Source organism: uncultured Paraglaciecola sp., assembly GCF_963977085.1.
In the GTDB taxonomy this organism is placed as follows: domain Bacteria; phylum Pseudomonadota; class Gammaproteobacteria; order Enterobacterales; family Alteromonadaceae; genus Paraglaciecola.
Map to the genome: position 1 here is coordinate 269,200 of NZ_CAXBNC010000006.1, position 18,233 is coordinate 287,432.

Annotated in this window: 19 protein-coding genes; 13 read left to right on the forward strand and 6 right to left on the reverse strand. The window is 40.5% G+C overall.

What is annotated here, in order from left to right; translation table 11 throughout:
* Positions 1-47: 47 nt before the first annotated feature.
* On the reverse strand, positions 48-836 hold the full coding sequence (locus tag AAC000_RS09935) for a PEP-CTERM sorting domain-containing protein (protein WP_339722290.1): 789 nt from the start codon (positions 834-836) through the stop codon (positions 48-50).
* A 559-nt stretch (positions 837-1,395) separates the two neighbouring features.
* Between AAC000_RS09935 and AAC000_RS09940 the strand changes: the two genes are divergently transcribed.
* Complete coding sequence (locus AAC000_RS09940) at positions 1,396-1,872, forward strand: DUF4124 domain-containing protein (RefSeq protein ID WP_339722292.1); 477 nt, start codon at positions 1,396-1,398, stop codon at positions 1,870-1,872.
* 48 nt (positions 1,873-1,920) lie between these two features.
* Here the strand turns inward: AAC000_RS09940 and AAC000_RS09945 are convergent, their stop codons facing one another.
* The 5 genes from AAC000_RS09945 to AAC000_RS09965 all read right to left on the reverse strand — a co-directional run bounded on the left by AAC000_RS09945 (position 1,921) and on the right by AAC000_RS09965 (position 7,333).
* Entirely contained in the window at positions 1,921-2,337 is a 417-nt protein-coding gene (locus AAC000_RS09945) for a hotdog domain-containing protein (RefSeq protein ID WP_339722293.1), read from the reverse strand.
* A gap of 63 nt (positions 2,338-2,400) precedes the next feature.
* Positions 2,401-2,628, reverse strand: coding sequence for a hypothetical protein (locus AAC000_RS09950; RefSeq protein ID WP_339722295.1), 228 nt, complete (start codon positions 2,626-2,628; stop codon positions 2,401-2,403).
* Positions 2,604-2,837, reverse strand: a complete 234-nt coding sequence (locus tag AAC000_RS09955) for a CoA transferase (RefSeq protein ID WP_339722297.1) — start codon at positions 2,835-2,837, stop codon at positions 2,604-2,606. The genes AAC000_RS09950 and AAC000_RS09955 overlap by 25 nt, the downstream gene beginning before the upstream one ends.
* Before the next feature lie 44 nt (positions 2,838-2,881).
* On the reverse strand, positions 2,882-6,439 hold the full coding sequence (locus tag AAC000_RS09960) for a M1 family aminopeptidase (protein ID WP_339722299.1): 3,558 nt from the start codon (positions 6,437-6,439) through the stop codon (positions 2,882-2,884).
* Positions 6,440-6,451: 12 nt separating this feature from the next.
* Complete coding sequence (locus tag AAC000_RS09965) at positions 6,452-7,333, reverse strand: ABC transporter ATP-binding protein (protein ID WP_339722301.1); 882 nt, start codon at positions 7,331-7,333, stop codon at positions 6,452-6,454.
* A 178-nt stretch (positions 7,334-7,511) separates the two neighbouring features.
* Between AAC000_RS09965 and aspS the strand changes: the two genes are divergently transcribed.
* From aspS to ybgF, 12 genes are all read left to right on the forward strand, one after another.
* Positions 7,512-9,278 carry an aspartate--tRNA ligase gene (gene aspS / locus AAC000_RS09970; RefSeq protein ID WP_339722302.1) on the forward strand — a complete coding sequence of 589 codons (1,767 nt, stop codon included), beginning with the start codon at positions 7,512-7,514 and terminating at the stop codon, positions 9,276-9,278.
* A 12-nt stretch (positions 9,279-9,290) separates the two neighbouring features.
* Positions 9,291-9,740 carry a dihydroneopterin triphosphate diphosphatase gene (gene nudB / locus AAC000_RS09975; protein WP_339722303.1) on the forward strand — a complete coding sequence of 150 codons (450 nt, stop codon included), beginning with the start codon at positions 9,291-9,293 and terminating at the stop codon, positions 9,738-9,740.
* A 51-nt stretch (positions 9,741-9,791) separates the two neighbouring features.
* Positions 9,792-10,313 carry a crossover junction endodeoxyribonuclease RuvC gene (ruvC, locus tag AAC000_RS09980; protein ID WP_339722304.1) on the forward strand — a complete coding sequence of 174 codons (522 nt, stop codon included), beginning with the start codon at positions 9,792-9,794 and terminating at the stop codon, positions 10,311-10,313.
* A 112-nt stretch (positions 10,314-10,425) separates the two neighbouring features.
* Complete coding sequence (ruvA, locus tag AAC000_RS09985) at positions 10,426-11,049, forward strand: Holliday junction branch migration protein RuvA (protein WP_339722306.1); 624 nt, start codon at positions 10,426-10,428, stop codon at positions 11,047-11,049.
* Between the two features lie 97 nt (positions 11,050-11,146).
* Entirely contained in the window at positions 11,147-12,154 is a 1,008-nt protein-coding gene (ruvB, locus tag AAC000_RS09990; protein WP_339722307.1) for a Holliday junction branch migration DNA helicase RuvB, read from the forward strand.
* A gap of 620 nt (positions 12,155-12,774) precedes the next feature.
* Positions 12,775-13,179, forward strand: a complete 405-nt coding sequence (ybgC, locus tag AAC000_RS09995) for a tol-pal system-associated acyl-CoA thioesterase (RefSeq protein ID WP_339722309.1) — start codon at positions 12,775-12,777, stop codon at positions 13,177-13,179.
* Positions 13,169-13,879: a protein TolQ gene (gene tolQ, locus AAC000_RS10000; protein ID WP_339722311.1), complete on the forward strand. Its 711-nt coding sequence runs from the start codon at positions 13,169-13,171 to the stop codon at positions 13,877-13,879. The genes ybgC and tolQ overlap by 11 nt, the downstream gene beginning before the upstream one ends.
* An 11-nt stretch (positions 13,880-13,890) precedes the next feature.
* Complete coding sequence (gene tolR / locus AAC000_RS10005; protein ID WP_339722312.1) at positions 13,891-14,313, forward strand: protein TolR; 423 nt, start codon at positions 13,891-13,893, stop codon at positions 14,311-14,313.
* Positions 14,314-14,321: 8 nt separating this feature from the next.
* The gene (tolA, locus tag AAC000_RS10010; protein WP_339722314.1) at positions 14,322-15,218 is read left to right on the forward strand and encodes a cell envelope integrity protein TolA; all 897 of its coding nucleotides are present in this window, start codon (positions 14,322-14,324) and stop codon (positions 15,216-15,218) included.
* A gap of 11 nt (positions 15,219-15,229) precedes the next feature.
* Positions 15,230-16,588, forward strand: a complete 1,359-nt coding sequence (gene tolB / locus AAC000_RS10015) for a Tol-Pal system beta propeller repeat protein TolB (RefSeq protein ID WP_339722327.1) — start codon at positions 15,230-15,232, stop codon at positions 16,586-16,588.
* Between the two features lie 43 nt (positions 16,589-16,631).
* On the forward strand, positions 16,632-17,198 hold the full coding sequence (gene pal, locus AAC000_RS10020; protein ID WP_339722316.1) for a peptidoglycan-associated lipoprotein Pal: 567 nt from the start codon (positions 16,632-16,634) through the stop codon (positions 17,196-17,198).
* 15 nt (positions 17,199-17,213) lie between these two features.
* Entirely contained in the window at positions 17,214-17,960 is a 747-nt protein-coding gene (ybgF, locus tag AAC000_RS10025) for a tol-pal system protein YbgF (RefSeq protein WP_339722318.1), read from the forward strand.
* Positions 17,961-18,233: the final 273 nt, after the last annotated feature.

The following is an 18,233-nucleotide window of genomic DNA, read 5'->3' on the forward strand; positions in this document are numbered from 1 at the left end:
GTGTCAACCTATTTCAGGACAAGTTTTGGTGGTTTTAATACTAACTATTATTTTGCAAACCTTCTACGTGTCGCTAAACCAAGTAGACCAGTCAGCAATAACGCCATTGTACCTGGTTCTGGCACTTCAGTTGCGCCAGCACCCACAATTATCTGTATTAATGTAGTTGCTGCTAGTCCGCCGTTGGCGTCAAAAGCAGTCAATGAGATGTCGTAAGTTGCGTCTAGAGTTGGATCAAATCCAGGTCCAAAAAACCAATGCGCTTTCCATGAGTTTTGTGCAAGATTGTTTGTTGAAGTTAATGATGCATAGCCTGCGGTGTCAGCGCCTACTGTTTCAGTTCCTGCACCATTGCCAGTGCTGTTATCACCAATGGAATGATCCCAAGCTACAACACCATAATTGGGGTTAACATCATTGATTGGGTCAAAATTGAACATAGATACAGCTGCAGTTGGATCAGTGTCTAGACCTAAAACATAGGTGTAATCATCCAAATCCCCACCATTTCCATCAAAGTTTGAATTGATTGACCATTCGAAACTCCATACTGCTGTGGGGGCGGCTTGAGTTGGGGCAACACCCGCATCAAAACTATAAGTACCGTCACTGTTACTATTGTATGTGTTTTCTGGCGCTCCTGCCGCATTGTGGCGCAACTTACCGCGTAAACCTAACTCAACTCCATTCGCCTGAGCAACAGTAAAACTGCCGTTTGTGACACCACTACCCATGATAACGTTTGAAGTTACGTCTGCGTCGAAAATAAGATCCGCAGATGCGGATACGGACAACATACTTCCAAGAAGCAACGCTGCCATTTTTAATTTTTTCATATTATTTCCTTAAATTTTTTAAATCATAAATTAAAGTCCAATACCACTTAACTGAGACCTATCCGAAAATATGTTAGCAATAAACACACCATAAAATTAAATCTATATATTTCAATATGTTAGAAATTTATGTGTGTTTTATGTTAATAAATTGTAAATTTATCCGACAGTTCTACTGCTAGTAAGTCAGTTTTTTTATACAGACATAGATATGCTTCAAATCTATTTTCGGAGGTGCACTGAAAGTCGTTGGAGTTAATTCAATATCAGTTTTTGGAGAATTGATTTTTTTAGATATTTCGTAAACTAGTTCAAATGACACAACATCTTCAATTTTAAAAATGAAGCACTTTATTGGACAAGCTATTTAACGAATTTGGGGATGAAAATTAATACCATGACATTTTTCGATGCTTTGAATGCACCTACCTTTGTGTCTATATTAAACGGGACTGGCAACGGGTAGCCAGGTGGTAACAGTAAAATCATTAATAAAAAACGGCCTGAGTGGTATTGGAATAAAGATAGTTAGATAAACTACGAGAGGAATCAATAACATATGTTTGTACGTTATTTTTTATTATTCATCTATTTTAATTCGTTGAGCGCGTTTGCGATTACTGAAACTTTGCAAGTATATAGATGGACGGATAATTCTGGTGTAATCCATTTATCTGAATTCCCCCCTGAAGATAAAAATAATTCATTTAATGTAGAAAAAATTCAGGTACCAATCCCAGTTTCTGAGTCTCCAAAAGGACAGACTAGCAGTGAACAGATGGCAAATATTAAGAAGTATATCGACGATAGAAAAGTCGCTAGAGAATTGCAATTAGAATCAATAAGTACAGCAAAATCAAATAAAGAAAATTGTGAACTGGCACGAGAGAACTTAGCTCTTTATCAAAGTGGTCAAAGAATTAGAACTAGTGTTAATGACAGTAGTGCCATTCAAATATTATCGGAACAGGAACGTATAAAACGGATCAAACGTTCAGAAAAAAATATCCAATCTTATTGTGGTAACAACAGATAGGGTTATACCCCTATCCGCGCCAATAACACGTTGAACTCCGACTATTGTTTATTTTTCAATATTCAAACTACGAATTTCTTGTTCCGTTTGGGTGACGAGCTGATCCATTGTTTTGCCATGGGCAACGGGTCTTTTAGTATCAGGATCTACCCTGACAAACACGATATCATCAGCGAAACAAATAGTGTTTTTAGTCGCTTTATTACGTACCAAACAAGATACCGTAATAGAAGTACGGCCCACACTTTTAGTTTCTAGTCCGAATTCAACTACATCACCTTGAATAGCCGGAGACTCGAAGCTAATCTCTCCAATGTGTTTTGTCACCAGATAATTAGTTTCTAACTGACAGATAGCATAAATAGCCGCTTCTTCATCAATCCATTCCAAAGCGCGGCCACCAAACAGCGCATTGGCATAATTCAAATCATTGGGCATAACGAGTCGTCTAGATAAAAAGCGCATGGGTATTCCTAAGTAAGTTTTTATGAATTAAGGCATTATATTACCTAAACCAGCCACCTGACATTAATGCTTCAATCTAAGGTAGAACCGAACAAAGGTAAGTAGGGAAGCTCGATAAAGCTTACCAATGTCAGTTGGCGCTAAATGATCCTTGATTGGGCCACATGGCACGCTTGCTTGATTAGTGGTAAATCGGGGATATTGGGGCAACTTTTGGCAACAAGTTAAGTCGCAAAAATCTGCAAATTGTGAATCATTGGCAACGGTTAAAATGATAAAGCCATCTGCCATTTGAAACCTTTGGTAAAGTACAAATTTGCGATGTTTTTTTCAACCTTGATGGCCTCTGCAGCTAATTTAGCCAACACTTCTCCGGCCCAAGGCCCAGCCAAACTGCGACTCAGTTCAAGTATGTGGATATGGGAAAGTGCTGAAAACGTAAATTGCTCTGCAATTTGGGGAGAGCAAAGATATCCTAAAACTTTTGAAGCAAACTCCAAAAAAAAGCCCTCGCGAAGAGGGCTTAGCTAAATAATCAGACTATTTATAACTTGATAATATTATTACCTGTGTCACGGTCAATAAATCGCACAAAGGGGTCAATACCAGCAAAGTTAGGCGATTCGTCAACTATTAATTCGATAACAGTATCGCCACTTTTAATGGCGTGAAGTCCTTGATAAATCACTTTGTTTTCAGCAGCAAAATTATTGGGGTCTTCACTAAACAAGACTATCTCTACTTCTTCTGCAAAAGGCTGTTCTGTTTCTTGGCCTTTACCATCGGCACTAAACTGTTGTGCCGATACAGTTAAAGTGACTTTAATTTTGCCATCCTCAAGCTCTTCTTTTAACACTTTCTTGGCGCGTAAATCGTAAATAGTGATTTGCTCAAAAAGGTCTTGGATATAAGCCTGCTCTTCATCGCTAGATACAGTGTTTAGATGCCTAACTAAGTCCAAGGTAGTAGGGTACAAGTCTTCCCTATATCTAAATTCGTTTAGTAAAGCTTGTAAGGCTTGATTGAGGCGTGCTTCACCTAATTTATTAACCAAAGCCATCATCACTACCGAGCCTTTACGGTAATGTATGTATTGTTGGTTTTCGGAGCGCAGCAGTGGCATTTCTTCAATTCGCTCTGCGCTGCGCCCTCTTAGGTAGCTATCCAGTTCATAAGTCAGGAATTTACGAAGTCGGGTTTCGCCGTATTTTTTCTTCATCACCATCAATGCGCTGTATTGAGATAAGGTTTCTGACAATATTGCACTACCTTGCACGTTTGCAGCGTTGAGTTGATGTCCCCACCATTGGTGGGCGACTTCGTGGGACGTAACATAATAAACGGGGTCAATGTCTTCTGGATTTCTCAAGTCGGTGATAAAACCAATTGCTTCAGAATAAGGCACAGTATTCGCAAAACTTTGCGCAAAGCTGCGATAACCAGGAAATTCAATGATCCGTAATTGTTTATGTTGATAAGGGCCAAATACGTTTTGAAAATAGTCGAGTGAATCAACACTCGATTCAATCATACGATCCACATTCCAATGATGATTTGGGTGATGGTAGACTTCAATATTGACACCATTATGCTCGACTTTTTTACTGGCTAGTTTAGAAGACGTAATGCTAAAAAAGTTAACCATAGGCGCGTCCATTTCATATCGAAAATAGTTACGTCCTTGTTGCTGCCATTCTTTTTGCAAATAACCCGGAGCGATAGCAAATTGATCGCCGCTGGTGGACAGGGTGGCACTAAAGTCAATAAATTCGACGCCTTTGCCAAAGAAACTTTCCTTATACCGGCTACTGTCCTCTAACTTATAAGCACGCTGCAGAGGTTCAAGATCTCTTTTACGTCTTTCGTGCTGATCGGTGATTTGATAGGCCTCATTGAAACCAAAAGAAGGGAATAAGGTAAAGTTGTCAATAAAGGTACCGTTTTGCACCAAAGTGCTGTCTTCACCGCTATTTTTGAATCCCTGATGTTCGCGCACCACTGTAAACACACCATTTCGCTGTTCGCCAGGCAACATAGGCTCTGAAAATTCAAACCAAGCTATGTTGTACTTTTTATCGATTTCAGCGAGTACACCGCCGTCTATTTCTACCTTAGTCACAGCAGAAAAACGCGGCATATTAACTAAAAACCGATTAATGGGTTCAGCGGTGCGGTTGATAACTTGCACCTTGGCTGTGGCTTCGATACGTCTATCGGCTGGGAATATATCCGCAGCAACATCAACACTGACTATTGTGGGCATAGGTGCATCACGAAATTCAAGGTATTCTTTTTCGTAATCGCCTTGGATATCTAAAACCTCTTCCTGACCGTAAAATTGATTCAGGACTTTAGTGTTGTAATGGATATATCCACCTGTCGCTAAAAACAACACTAAAGCTACTGCAGCAATACTTTTACCGGTATTGCCTAAATGATAACTGAGTAAACGTAGTCGCTGTTTGACCGAGGTCTGTGGTCCTCGTTGCCACATGCCATAACTGATAATGCCAAGCACCACAGATAAGGCCCCCCAATACAACATAAACCAGCTTTGGGTTTGAATAAACCAGCCATAACCATTGAGATCAGAATATTGCAGCATTGGTCCTGCCGCAAAGTTAAACATGTTGTGTTCAATGCCTATTTGACTAAAGGCCAAAGAAACAAAGAAGTAACCTACAAAAATTAGCATGCCGATATACTTATTCGGACTCAATGCTTGAATAAAAAAGGCCAATACCGTCAACAAGCACCAAGGTAACGCACCAAAAAACAATAAACTAATTAGGTACTGAGTTAGTTCTATATTTTCATAACCTGCTAACAGTTGGTTGATGATAGCGGCAAACATGCCAACCAAATGCAAACTTACAATAACCAACATGACTGCTAATAGTTTTGATAGCCAAAAAGTCACATTATGTACTGGCATGCTGTCCACAATATCACCCATACCTACTGTACGTTCGCGCCATACCACCTCAGCGGTGTAGTAGGTAATAATAATAATGGTCATAAGTGAAAAGGATCCCATGATCAATTCCACTAGGGTCTGAGTTAATGGCCAATTAGGCGTACCAAACATACCGTTTATTTCGAAAAAATTGGCAATGAGTTGGAAAGCAGAAAATAACAATAAGATTAAAAATGCTGGGCTTAAAAACACCTGGCGAATTTCAAATTTTGTTCGGCTGATAAATTGCGCCACGCCATTGTTGGCTGAGGCTTTAATGGCAATGTTGTTGGTAGTGGGGATAACGTCTATTTTTTCTTTTTTAGGTTTTTTCTTGAAGGAATAACTCGCTAAATTAAGCGGTCTAAATAGTCCCCCCGCTACGAGTAAAATAAAGGCTCCTATGCCTAACCACAATAATCTATTTTGTAAAATCATGCCTTCGAGTACTGGCACTAATGAATTTTTTTCGAAAGACGTCCAGTACCGTGAATATTCGCCAAAAGCGCGCAATCCGAAGGGATCGAGTAGGGCACGAATAGTGCGTTGTTCTGGCTCGTTAAATACCTGTCCGGCCACTGCATATAAAATAAACAATCCCATGGCACAGATATACACAGCCATTGCACTTTTAAATTGTGTGGCAGCGGCATAAAATAATGCAGCGAACACAAAAATAGTACTGGCAGAAAAAATCACGAAAGGTGTGAGGTACATCATGAGGCCATTGGGGCCAATACGTTCTTGATCTACCCAAGGCATTAAGCTACCTATAAAACTGCCAAGAGGCACCATGGCAAAAACCACTAGACAAATCAGATACGCACCAATAAATCGACCTAGGTTATAAGGCAGAGGTTTAATGGGTTTGGTTAATACAATTTCTGCCATCATGGATGTTTGATTGCGAGTGGCAGTATTAGCCACAAAATTCACCACCATAAACATGGAGAAAATACTCAAAATCAGCATGATCTGTGCCACAGCAAAGGGACTGTTAAATAGCACATTGCCGCCAGAGCCAATTTGTACTTGTTCAATAGTAATGGCTAAAAAAGGCAGCAAAAAAAAGACCAAACAGGTCACGATAAAAGAGGGTTGGCGAGTAAAATAGCGCCACTCAAAGCCTAACATTTTTGTAAACATAAGAGGTTTTCCTTAGGCGGCTTGAGTCGAACGAGAATTGTGTAAGGTAGAAAAATACACATCTTCTAAAGTCGCTGGGGCAGTTTCAAATCCTTCAGGTGCATCAGGTGCTAACACATGTAAAACCGTGCGGCCTGCGAACAAACGTTTTGAGATCACAGGGAGAGTGTTTTCTAAGATTGCAGCTTCTTCAATGGACACGGTTTTGCGCCAAATTTGCCCGTTTAAATCAGCGGTGACATCCAATGGATTACCCTGAAGCAAAATTTGGCCATTGCCGAGTACAGCCATATTCGGGCATAACTCTGAAACGTCATCCACTATATGGGTCGATAAAATAATGACTTTTTCTTCACCTAGGGTAACTAACAGGTTATGAAAGCGATTGCGCTCTTCTGGATCTAGTCCAGCTGTAGGCTCATCTACTATGAGTAAATCTGGATCCCCTAATAATGCCTGTGCGATGCCAAAACGTTGTCGCATACCGCCAGAAAAACCACTGACTGCTTTCTTTCGATGTTGAAATAAATTGGTGTGTGCTAACAAACCATCCACCGCTTCTTTGCGTTCGCCTTTATTGGCAATACCTTTCAAAATGGCTAGATGGTCCAATAACTCATACGCACTAATACGCGGGTAGACGCCAAAATCTTGAGGTAAATAACCGAGGCGCTGTCGCAACTCGTTAGGTTGAGTGAGCACATTGATATCGTCAAACTGGATACTACCGGTATCTGCTTGCTGCAAAGTGGCTATGGTGCGCATTAAACTGGATTTACCGGCTCCATTAGGACCAAGTAATCCAAACATTCCTTTTGGAATGTCCAAATTAACATTGTTAAGTGCTTTTACACCGTTGTCGTAAGTTTTTGATATTTCTTTTATTTTTAGCATGTATTGTTCCCTGTTTTTAATTTTTATTACATTAAATATGCAGAATTCGTAACTGTTAGTCTATAGAAGCAACATTTTCTTACGAAAACTGAGAATTTATTTTAGGAGGCCGCTGATCTGGTTTATACTACGCGGCCTTATTTTTCATCAGTGTTTACGTTTTTAGAGGTCGTTTTTCATGCGCACGGACTATTGTGGCAATATCAATTCATCTTACATCGGACAAACCGTCACTTTGTGTGGCTGGGTCAATCGCAGCCGAGATTTAGGTGGAGTAATTTTCCTCGACCTTAGAGATCGCGAAGGTGTGGTACAAGTGGTATTCGACCCTGATTTAGTCGATGTTTTTGAAACGGCTGTGAGCCTACGAAATGAATTCTGTGTGCAGCTCACAGGTTTAGTTCGAGCAAGACCACAAGGTCAAGTAAACCAAGATATGTCGACCGGCGAAATTGAAATGCTAGGTAAGTCTTTGACTATCTTAAATAAAGCCGCTCCGTTGCCATTGGATTGGAACCAAGAAAATTCTGAAGAGCAACGTTTAAAATACCGTTACTTAGATTTGCGTCGCCCTTTGATGAGTGACCGCTTGAAGTTTAGAGCCAAAGTCACCAGCAGCGTCCGCAACTATCTTGAAAACGATGGTTTCTTAGATATTGAAACCCCTATACTGACCAAAGCAACACCTGAAGGTGCCCGTGATTATTTAGTCCCTAGCCGTACTCATAAAGGTCAGTTTTTTGCTTTACCCCAGTCGCCACAATTGTTTAAGCAATTATTGATGATGTCTGGAATGGATAAATATTACCAAATCGTAAAGTGTTTCCGTGATGAAGACTTACGTGCTGATCGCCAGCCTGAATTTACGCAAATCGATATTGAAACCACTTTCTTAGACGCCAATGGCGTGATGGCAATTGCCGAAGGTTTGGTTCGCGATTTGTTCCAAAAAATGTTGTCGGTAGATCTGGGTGAATTCCCAAGCATGACATACGCCGATGCGATGCGCCGTTTTGGTAGTGACAAACCTGATTTACGTAACCCTCTAGAATTAACTGATGTTGCTGATTTACTCAAAGACGTAGAATTTAAAGTGTTTTCTGGTCCGGCTAATGATCCTAAAGGGCGTGTAGCTGTTATTCGTGTACCTGGTGGCGCTAAGTTGTCTCGTAAACAAATAGATGACTACGGTAAATTTGTTGGCATATACGGCGCTAAAGGTTTGGCGTGGATGAAAGTCAATGACCTAGAAGCGGGTATGGACGGATTACAGTCTCCAATCCTAAAGTTTTTAAATGAAGATGTAGCTAAAGGTATAGTTGCTCGTAGTGGCGCACAAAGTGGTGACATTCTGCTGTTTGGTGCGGATACCAACACTGTTGTTACAGAAGCCTTAGGTGCTCTTAGATTAAAACTAGGTGAAGACTTAGAATTGTTAGAAGGTGAATGGAAACCACTGTGGGTTGTCGATTTCCCTATGTTTGAAGAATTTGATGGACAGTTCCATGCACTGCATCATCCTTTTACCGCACCTCGTGATATGACCCCAGACGAACTTGCAGCAGATCCTGCCAATGCTTTGTCCAATGCTTATGACATGGTGTTAAATGGATGTGAGTTAGGTGGTGGTTCGGTTCGTATTCATCAAACCGACATGCAAGCGAAAGTATTTTCTTTATTAGGCATTAGTGATGAAGAAGCCGAAATGAAATTTGGATTCTTACTTGAAGCCCTTAAATTTGGTGCGCCACCTCATGCAGGTTTAGCCTTTGGTTTAGACCGTTTGGTGATGTTGATGACAGGTGCAACCTCTATTCGAGATGTGATGGCATTCCCTAAAACCACTACAGCGGCTTGCCCTTTAACAAGTGCGCCAGGTGAAGCCAATCCGGCACAACTTAAAGAGCTTTCTATTCAAACTGTGATCGAAAAGAAAGCGGATTAGTCGATTAATTCTGTGAAAACAGATTACCGTATCCCAGAATCTGCCCTGACAGTTGTGTATAACCAGTCAGGGCAGGTGTTAGTGATGCAAAGAAACGATGACCCTGAGTTTTGGCAATCGGTAACAGGTACACTAGAACTGGGTGAAAAACCTTGTGATACCGCACGTCGCGAAGTGTTGGAAGAAACAGGTATAGATATTACGCAAAACCACTATCAATTAGTCGATTGTCAAAAAGTGAATACCTATGAAATCCGTGATAGATGGAAATACCGCTATCCACCTGGTACACCTTTTAACACAGAGCACGTATTTGCGGTTGTAGTCGCCAACGAGCAAAAAATTAGTTTGACTGAACATTCTGCCTATTTATGGCTAGACAAATGCTCTGCAATGGCAAAAGTGTGGTCGGACACTAACCGTGAGGCAATCTCTTTATATGTGCCAGAAACGAATCAATAAATTCTTTCGAATGCTTAAGTATTTAACTTCGATAAATCGAGTGATGCAGTAATGGCCATTATTTTGGGGATTGATCCCGGTTCTCGAATAACGGGTTATGGTGTGATCAAAAAAGTCGGTCAGAAATCCGAATATATAGGTAGTGGATGTATCCGAGTTCAAGGTGATGAGCTCGCTTTGAGACTAAAACAAATTTTTGATGGTGTCAGTGAAATCATTCACCAATTCAAGCCCACTGAATTTGCGATAGAACAAGTGTTTATGGCAAAAAATCCTGACTCTGCACTCAAGCTAGGCCAAGCTAGAGGCGCGGCTATTGTTGCTGCTACGGCGTTTGACTTGCCTGTGGCTGAATATTCAGCAAGGCAAATCAAACAATCTGTAGTGGGAAAAGGCAGTGCAGACAAATCTCAGGTTCAGCATATGGTGACCTATTTATTAGGATTAGCTGCCAAACCTCAGGCCGATGCCGCAGATGCTCTGGCGGTGGCCTTGTGTCACAATCACACCCAACAAAGTTTGATAAAAATGTCCGGCCAAGCCACAAAAACTGTGCGTGGTCGCTTGAGATAAGGCGGTTGCGGTAACTCGCTTGAGATAATGCGGTTGCGATTGCTCCCTTAAAAGAGTTCAGCCAAAATAATCAGTTTAAGCTAGCAGTCGATTCAAAACACAAGGATACAAAATGATAGGTAATATTCGTGGCATCTTGTTAGAAAAGCAGCCACCAGAAATCCTGATTGAAGCAGGTGGGGTAGGGTATGAAGTGCAAGTGCCTATGACTAGTTTTTATCAGTTGCCTGAAATTGGACAAGAAGCCAATCTATGTATTCATTTTGTAGTGCGTGAAGATGCCCAGTTATTGTTTGGTTTTGCTAATAAACAAGAGCGAGCTGTTTTTCGTGAGCTAATCAAAGCCAGTGGAGTGGGGCCAAAATTAGCGTTAACTATCTTATCTGGCATGAACGCACAGCAGTTTATGCAATGTGTCAGTATGGAAGATGTGACAGGATTAACCAAACTCCCTGGGGTTGGCAAAAAAACCGCTGAACGTTTAGTTATTGAAATGCGCGACAGATTGAGCAAATTAGCTAAAGAGCAAGGCTATACAGAAACTGTGCACCTCACACCTGATTTACCTGTAGAAAATACCTTTGTGCAACGTACCGATGCTAAAGAGGAAGCCTTGAGTGCGCTGCTTGCTTTAGGATACAAACACCCTCAGGCCATTAGAGTGATAAATACTGTGTATAAAGAAGAAATAAGCAGCGAAACACTCATTCGAGAAGCACTACGAGCAATGGTTTAACAAAATCATTTAAACTGTTCAGTCTTTTACAGACGGCTTTTAATAATTTTGTTACTGTATAAAAAAACACTATTTATAACTATTAGTAAAACCCTAAATGATTGAAGCAGACCGCATAATAAAACCTACCGCCAGCCACGAAGATGAAGTGGTTGATCGCGCCATTCGACCTAAAATGTTGGCTGATTATACTGGTCAAAATCATGTTTGTTCGCAAATGGAGATTTTTATCGAGGCCGCGCGAAAACGCAGTGACGCCTTAGATCACTTACTCATATTTGGCCCTCCCGGTTTAGGCAAAACCACCTTAGCGAATATTGTCGCTAACGAAATGGGGGTTAATATTAAAACTACATCAGGGCCTGTGCTTGAAAAAGCTGGGGACTTAGCAGCACTTTTGACCAATCTTGAAGAAAACGATGTATTGTTTATTGATGAAATTCATCGTCTTAGTTCTGTAGTGGAAGAAATTCTTTATCCAGCAATGGAAGATTATCAACTGGATATCATGATTGGTGAAGGCCCAGCCGCACGCTCAATCAAATTAGAATTACCGCCTTTTACCTTAATTGGTGCGACAACAAGAGCGGGCTCATTAACTTCTCCGCTTAGAGATCGTTTTGGTATAGTGCAGCGCCTCGAATTTTATAATATTAAGGATCTTACGCAAATTGTAAAACGCTCGGCGAGTTATTTAAACTTAACCTTACAAGAAGAAGGGGCCATTGAAATTGCGAAGCGCTCTAGAGGTACCCCGCGCATCAGTAACCGTCTATTGCGCCGTGTCAGAGATTTTGCAGAAGTCAGATCCGATGGCAATATTACCCTAACAGTAGCGAGTCAAGCCTTGGATATTTTGGATGTCGATAAGGAAGGTCTTGATTACATGGATCGTAAGTTATTGCTGGCGATTATCGAAACCTTTATGGGAGGACCCGTAGGTTTGGATAATCTAGCCGCAGCTATAGGTGAAGAGCGAGAAACTATCGAAGATGTGATTGAACCCTTTTTGATCCAACAAGGATTTTTGCAACGCACTCCCAGAGGTCGTATTGCCTCACAACGTGCTTTCTTGCATTTTGGCAAAGATTACTCACCAGAATAATTGTCATTAGTGTCTGTTCATTTTATCAATTTTAGATAAAAAAAAAGCCCACATAATAAATGTGGGCCAAACAACTAGTGTTAAAGGAAATTAATCCAGGGAACATGTCAAATAAACTCATTGCAATATCATTTTGCCTTAAACTCAAAACAATATGCAGTTCAGAAAACAACAAGGCGTATTCTAGACATTTAAATCAAATGTTCAATTGAATTAAATTAATTTATCAATTAGAAAAACTAATGCATTATCAGTGCGAACTGACGTAATATGAGTAATGGATGCTTTTATGTTGATAATTTATTGAATTTTAAAGGGTTTTTTAGTTGTTTGATTTTTAAACCATTATTATTATTGTTGCTAATCATTGTTTTGTTATCTAAATGTTCGTTCGATATAAGTGAATAACTATTCGTGTGTAAACTATAGATAATGCATTTTGGAAATTGTTTTATTCTTCCTAAGTCTATGAAAGTAAGATGCTTTAATTGGAAGAATAAAAAAATCAGTTTGAAAACTCCCAATGTTTGATAGCATAAAGATTCACAGCTTAGGAATAGCACAAGGGAAAGTAGCTAAAAAGTAAAACCAATCACCTGAAACCTAAAAGTACCTTTATTATGAGCAAACATAGTCACAATGTGCGGGTGTATTACGAGGACACAGATGCTGGTGGTATCGTTTATTATGCGAATTATCTCAAGTTTTTTGAACGAGCCAGAACCGAATGGTTAAGGCAAATGGGGACCGAACAAAATATTCTTTTGGAACGTTCTGTAGGTTTTGTCGTCAAACGTGTTGAAATGGACAATCATGCGCCAGCTCGCTTCAATGAGTTGTTGTGTATTCAGTCCGAAATAGTAGAATTGAAGCGTGCTAGTTTAGTATTCAAACAAATAATAATAAGCCCAAACAATCATTGTTTGGTCAGTGCATTAATCAGAGTCGCTTGTGTCAATTTATCCAATATGAAACCACAAGCTATTCCTGACAAAATTTTAGGGGAATTTTCACGTGTCATCTGATATATCTTTCATTGATCTCATTTTAGAGGCCAGTTTATTAGTGCAATTGGTAATGTTGCTGTTATTTGCAGCATCAGTTGCTTCTTGGGCATTTATATTAGAACGCAGCCGCGCGCTAAATTTTGCGCGGTCTGAGATGAAAAAGTTTGAAGATAAATTTTGGTCTGGTGTTGACCTCAATCGCTTCTATCAAGAGTTAGCCGCCCGTCAATCTGTAGAAGGCATGGCCAGTATGTTTTGTGCGGGTTTTAAAGAGTTTGTTCGCTCACGAAAAAACCTAAACACACCAGCCGTGGCGGTTATGGAAGGCACTTCTAGAGCTATGCGGGTGTCGCTGTCCCGAGAAATAGATCGTTTAGAAAGTCGTTTACCTTTTTTGGCGACAACAGGTTCTATTAGTCCTTATATTGGTTTGTTTGGCACTGTATGGGGAATCATGACGTCCTTTATTGCTTTAGGTGGGCAACAGCAAGCGACCTTAGCTATGGTTGCACCAGGCATTGCCGAGGCATTGATCGCCACAGCAATGGGGTTATTTGCTGCGATACCTGCTGTTATTGCATACAACCGTTTTAGTCATCAAGTAGAAAAACTTGAAAATAGTTACGGTAATTTTATGGAAGAATTCTCCAGTATTTTGCATAGGCAGGCATTGTCTTCAGGTACCGATACTTCTCACTCAGCTCAACCCTCTGCTTAGGCTGATTGATTATGTATGTGAGAAAACGTAGACGTCCCGTTTCAGAAATTAACGTGGTGCCTTATATTGACGTCATGTTGGTGTTACTGATTATTTTTATGGTCACCGCGCCACTAGTGACTCAAGGGGTAAAAGTGGATTTGCCTAAAGCAGAGGCCCAGCCTTTGGATGAAGAGGCAAAACCTCCATTAGTGGCCACTGTTGATGCAAAAGGCCAATACTTTTTGAATACCGGTGATAGCCAGCAAGAACCTATGTCAGCAGTTGACTTGGCAACATTAGTTGCTGCACATCTGCGCCTCGAGCCAAATACCCCTGTGGTTGTTAAGGGTGATGGGGCAGTTGCCTATAGTGAAGTGGTGCAGTTGATGGTGTTGTTGCAACGGGCAGGCGCACCTTCTGTTGGACTCATGACAACTCCACCGGAAGGCTAACTGACAAAATGTCCAAGTTGCGAGTCGCACTTTTTATCTCCTTGTTTATGCATGTCGCTGTGATTGTTGCTTTGTTAATAAGTGGGCATTTTGCAACGACGTCAAAAGTGACCCCTGAGGCATTTAATCCTGAACCTATTATTGAAGCCAAAGCCATTGATGAGAGTCAATTGCAAAAACAAGTTCAAAAAGTCAAAGATGAACAAAACGCCAAACGTCAAAAAGAAGAAAATAGAATAAAAGAGCTAGAGCGCAGAGCGGCAGATGCAGAAAAAAAACGCAAACAACAAGAGGCCGAAGTTTCTAGATTAAAGCGGGAAACTAAGCAAAAAGAATTGGATAAGAAAAAAGCCGAACAAGCTGCGGTGGCGGCAAGAGAAAAACAGAATCAAGAGAAGGCCAAAGCCAAACGACTAGAAGAAGAGCGCAAGCGCAAAGAATTAGAAAAGAAAAAAGCCGATGAGCGAGCGAGACAAGCGAAGGAAAAACGCCAGAAAGAAGAAAAAGCGTTAAAAGAAGCCGAACGTAAACGTCAAGAAGCTAAAGAAAAAGCCGCCCAAGAAAAAATGCTCGATGAACAACTTCAAGCTGAACAGGCCGCTCGACAGGCGAAACGAAATAAACAAGTGTTGTCTGAAGTGCAAAAATATGAAGCATTAATATCACAAACTCTTGACCGTATTTTTATTAAAGATAATGCAATGAAGGGACAATCTTGCCGTTTTAATATTCGACTAGCATCAAATGGCTTAGTGATACAAGTTAAAGAACTTGGTGGAGATCCCCTAGTTTGTAGGGCGGGGAAAACCGCAATCCTTAAAGCGGTTGAATTGCCTGTTTCAAAAGAACCAGATGTCTATGAACAATTGCGTAATATTAATTTTACTTTTGCACCGGAAATATAATGTTTAAAACTATGTCTAAAACTAAGCAAGTATTGCTTTCACTTTTTATTTTTTCAGTCAGTTTTCGTGGTTTTGCAGCCCTAGAAATTGTGATTACTGGAGGGGTAGATACCGCAAGACCAGTTGGAGTGGTGCCTTTCCAATGGATAGGTGAAGGTGTGATGCCAGAACAACTCACCGATGTGATTGCCGCTGATTTACGTCGCAGTGGTAAGTTTAATCCTGTTGATACAAAGGATTTGCCACAATTTCCTACTGCTGATAAAGATGTGGATTACAGTGCGTGGGCATCCAAGGGAATTGAGGCTGTATTAGTCGGTAAAGTTGAACTGACTGGTATAGATAGGTACACAGTGACTTATGAGTTAATCGATGTATTACGGGGTCAAATTACCGGTGGGCAGGCGCAAGTATTAAGTGGCGGTAAACTGATTGCCAGCAATGAACATATTTTAGCGGCGAGTAAAATGACAATTTCAGGCAATGACTTTAGGCGCCATGCTCATCGTATAAGTGATGTGGTGTACGAAAAGTTAACGGGGGAGAAAGGCGCATTTTTGACCCGTATTGCTTATGTCATTGTACGAGATAATAAAGTGCATGAGTTGCCCTTTCAATTAGTGGTGGCGGATTATGATGGTGCCAATGAAACCACTTTGTTGCGTTCACCTGAGCCTTTGATGTCTCCTTCTTGGTCTCCAGATGGAACTAAATTAGCCTACGTCAGTTTTGAAAATAAACGTCCGCAAATATTTATCCAAGATATTTACACCATGAATAGAACACAAATGACCAGTTTCCCTGGAATTAATGGTTCACCAAAGTTCTCGCCTGACGGCAAATCCTTAGCTATGGTGTTATCGAAAGACGGTAATCCAGAACTATACGTAATGAATATTGCGAGTAAGCAACTGCGCAGGGTAACTAAAAATAGAGCAATTGATACAGAACCAAGCTGGACTCCAGATAGTCAGAGCTTAATATTTAGTTCAGAACGGGGTGGTAAACCTCAGATATATCGCGTAAATTTAGCATCAGGCAAGGTTCGTCGCTTGACTTTTGACGGTGAAATGAACTTAGGGGGGACGATAACCCCAGACGGAAAACAGATGGTGATGGTGAATCGAACCCGTGGTAATTATCATATATCACGACAAGATTTGACAAATGGCAATCTACAGGTATTAACTAAAACCTATTTAGATGAATCACCCAGTATTGCTCCAAATGGAAGTATGATTATTTACAGTACCTTGCATCAAGGAAAACAAGTTTTGTCTTTGGTGTCTTTGGATGGCAGATTTAAAGCACTACTGCCTGCGGCCGATGGTCAGGTGAAGGCTCCGACCTGGTCACCATTTTTACGTTAATTTTTACATTTTTACTTAAATTCGATAAAAACAGGAAAAAAGAATGCAACTAAATAAAATTTTAAAAGGGTTGGTTATAGCTCTTCCAGTTGTAACTATGATGGCTTGTACTTCAACTGATGATAGTGCAGCTAGCGCGGCTACTGAAGATGCAAGAATTGCCCAAGAGCAAGCAGAAGCCGATCGTAAAGCGCAAGAAGCACGTGATTCAATGGTTGAAGCGGGTAAAGTTGCACCTATGTTGACTCCTGCAGAAGAAATGAAGCAAGAATTAATGGCACTAGAAAATAATCAGTTGGTTTATTTTGATTTTGACAGAGCCAGTATTAGCTCTAAGTATTACAGTATCTTAGATCAGCACGCTGCATTTTTAGTGAAAAACAGCGGGCAATCTGTTGTGATTGAAGGTCATTGTGATAGCCGTGGTACACCTGAATACAATATTGCATTAGGTGAATCCCGTGCTAAGTCTGTACAAACCTATTTATTGAATGCAGGCGTAAGTCCATCACAAATATCTGTGGTGTCTTACGGTGAAGAAAAACCTGTTAACAATTATTCAACTGAGGCGGCTTTTGCAGAAAACCGTCGCGGTGTTTTAGTTTATTAATAATAGAAGTCTACTATGATGAAACGCACCTTAGCGATAAGTTTGCTAGGTCTATACGGAGCCGCAGTTATTGCGGCTCCTGCGCCTGTGTCGGATGTAACCAGCATCAGTAGCGACCAGCGCATTACTGAACTAGAAAGAAAGTTTTCGGCACGCACAGAAGCACAGCATCGTCAGCAAGAGCAGCTCGACATCATGCAAAACGAAGTGAATGAACTTCGAGGTGCGATAGAAGTGCAAAACTATCAGTTAGAGAAAATTCTTGAACGACAAAGAGAGCTTTATCTTGAAATAGATAAGCGTATTGAGTCTGTGAAAGCCCAACCTACGACAGTACCAGTACCAACTGCCAATACTGTTGTTACGACGCCTGAAGCGCCTTTATCAGCCAACGAAAATGACGCTTATGATAAAGCGGTGAATTTGATCCTTAAAGATAGATTATACGATCAAGCTATTCCTGAGTTTCAAATGTTTTTGCAAAATTTTCCAAATTCAAGTTATGTACCCAATGCACATTATTGGTTAGGTCAATTATTGTTTAATAAACAAGACTGGGCGGGTGCAGGTGAGCAATTTAAGTCGTTAATTACCAATTATCCTGAATCAAGTAAAAGAGCAGATGCTACCTTGAAGTTAGGAATAACTGAGATGGAACGTTCAAATGCTGCGCGAGCCAAACAACTTTGGGAACAGGTGGTTGCAGAATTCCCTGATTCGTCATCAGCAAAATTAGCTGAAAATCGACTTAAAGGACTTTAATTAGATAGTTTACCTGATGTTTTTATTTGAGTGACTTGAAATAAAATTAGGTTTAATTGTTACTTTTTTAAGCTGATTCGGTTTGTTGAATTCACTATTGTTCGGTTTTTCAGCAAACAGTTAGCATTATTGAAATAATTATGGCATTTGGGTTGCACTGAAGTTTCAATTGAGTATTATATGCCGCCCTCGCAGTGAGGCGGAAAGAAAATTGAAAAATGGGTCGTTAGCTCAGTTGGTAGAGCAGTTGACTTTTAATCAATTGGTCGCTGG

What these genes read in the sequence shown, in the direction of transcription:
- AAC000_RS09935 (WP_339722290.1), bottom strand. Translation starts at nt 836, where the DNA reads ATGAAAAAATTAAAAATGGCAGCGTTGCTTCTTGGAAGTATGTTGTCC.
- AAC000_RS09940 (WP_339722292.1), top strand. Translation starts at nt 1,396, where the DNA reads ATGTTTGTACGTTATTTTTTATTATTCATCTATTTTAATTCGTTGAGC.
- AAC000_RS09945 (WP_339722293.1), bottom strand. Translation starts at nt 2,337, where the DNA reads ATGCGCTTTTTATCTAGACGACTCGTTATGCCCAATGATTTGAATTAT.
- AAC000_RS09950 (WP_339722295.1), bottom strand. Translation starts at nt 2,628, where the DNA reads ATGGCAGATGGCTTTATCATTTTAACCGTTGCCAATGATTCACAATTT.
- AAC000_RS09960 (WP_339722299.1), bottom strand. Translation starts at nt 6,439, where the DNA reads ATGTTTACAAAAATGTTAGGCTTTGAGTGGCGCTATTTTACTCGCCAA.
- AAC000_RS09965 (WP_339722301.1), bottom strand. Translation starts at nt 7,333, where the DNA reads ATGCTAAAAATAAAAGAAATATCAAAAACTTACGACAACGGTGTAAAA.
- aspS (WP_339722302.1), top strand. Translation starts at nt 7,512, where the DNA reads ATGCGCACGGACTATTGTGGCAATATCAATTCATCTTACATCGGACAA.
- ruvC (WP_339722304.1), top strand. Translation starts at nt 9,792, where the DNA reads ATGGCCATTATTTTGGGGATTGATCCCGGTTCTCGAATAACGGGTTAT.
- ruvA (WP_339722306.1), top strand. Translation starts at nt 10,426, where the DNA reads ATGATAGGTAATATTCGTGGCATCTTGTTAGAAAAGCAGCCACCAGAA.
- ruvB (WP_339722307.1), top strand. Translation starts at nt 11,147, where the DNA reads ATGATTGAAGCAGACCGCATAATAAAACCTACCGCCAGCCACGAAGAT.
- ybgC (WP_339722309.1), top strand. Translation starts at nt 12,775, where the DNA reads ATGAGCAAACATAGTCACAATGTGCGGGTGTATTACGAGGACACAGAT.
- tolR (WP_339722312.1), top strand. Translation starts at nt 13,891, where the DNA reads ATGTATGTGAGAAAACGTAGACGTCCCGTTTCAGAAATTAACGTGGTG.
- tolA (WP_339722314.1), top strand. Translation starts at nt 14,322, where the DNA reads ATGTCCAAGTTGCGAGTCGCACTTTTTATCTCCTTGTTTATGCATGTC.
- tolB (WP_339722327.1), top strand. Translation starts at nt 15,230, where the DNA reads ATGTCTAAAACTAAGCAAGTATTGCTTTCACTTTTTATTTTTTCAGTC.
- pal (WP_339722316.1), top strand. Translation starts at nt 16,632, where the DNA reads ATGCAACTAAATAAAATTTTAAAAGGGTTGGTTATAGCTCTTCCAGTT.
- ybgF (WP_339722318.1), top strand. Translation starts at nt 17,214, where the DNA reads ATGATGAAACGCACCTTAGCGATAAGTTTGCTAGGTCTATACGGAGCC.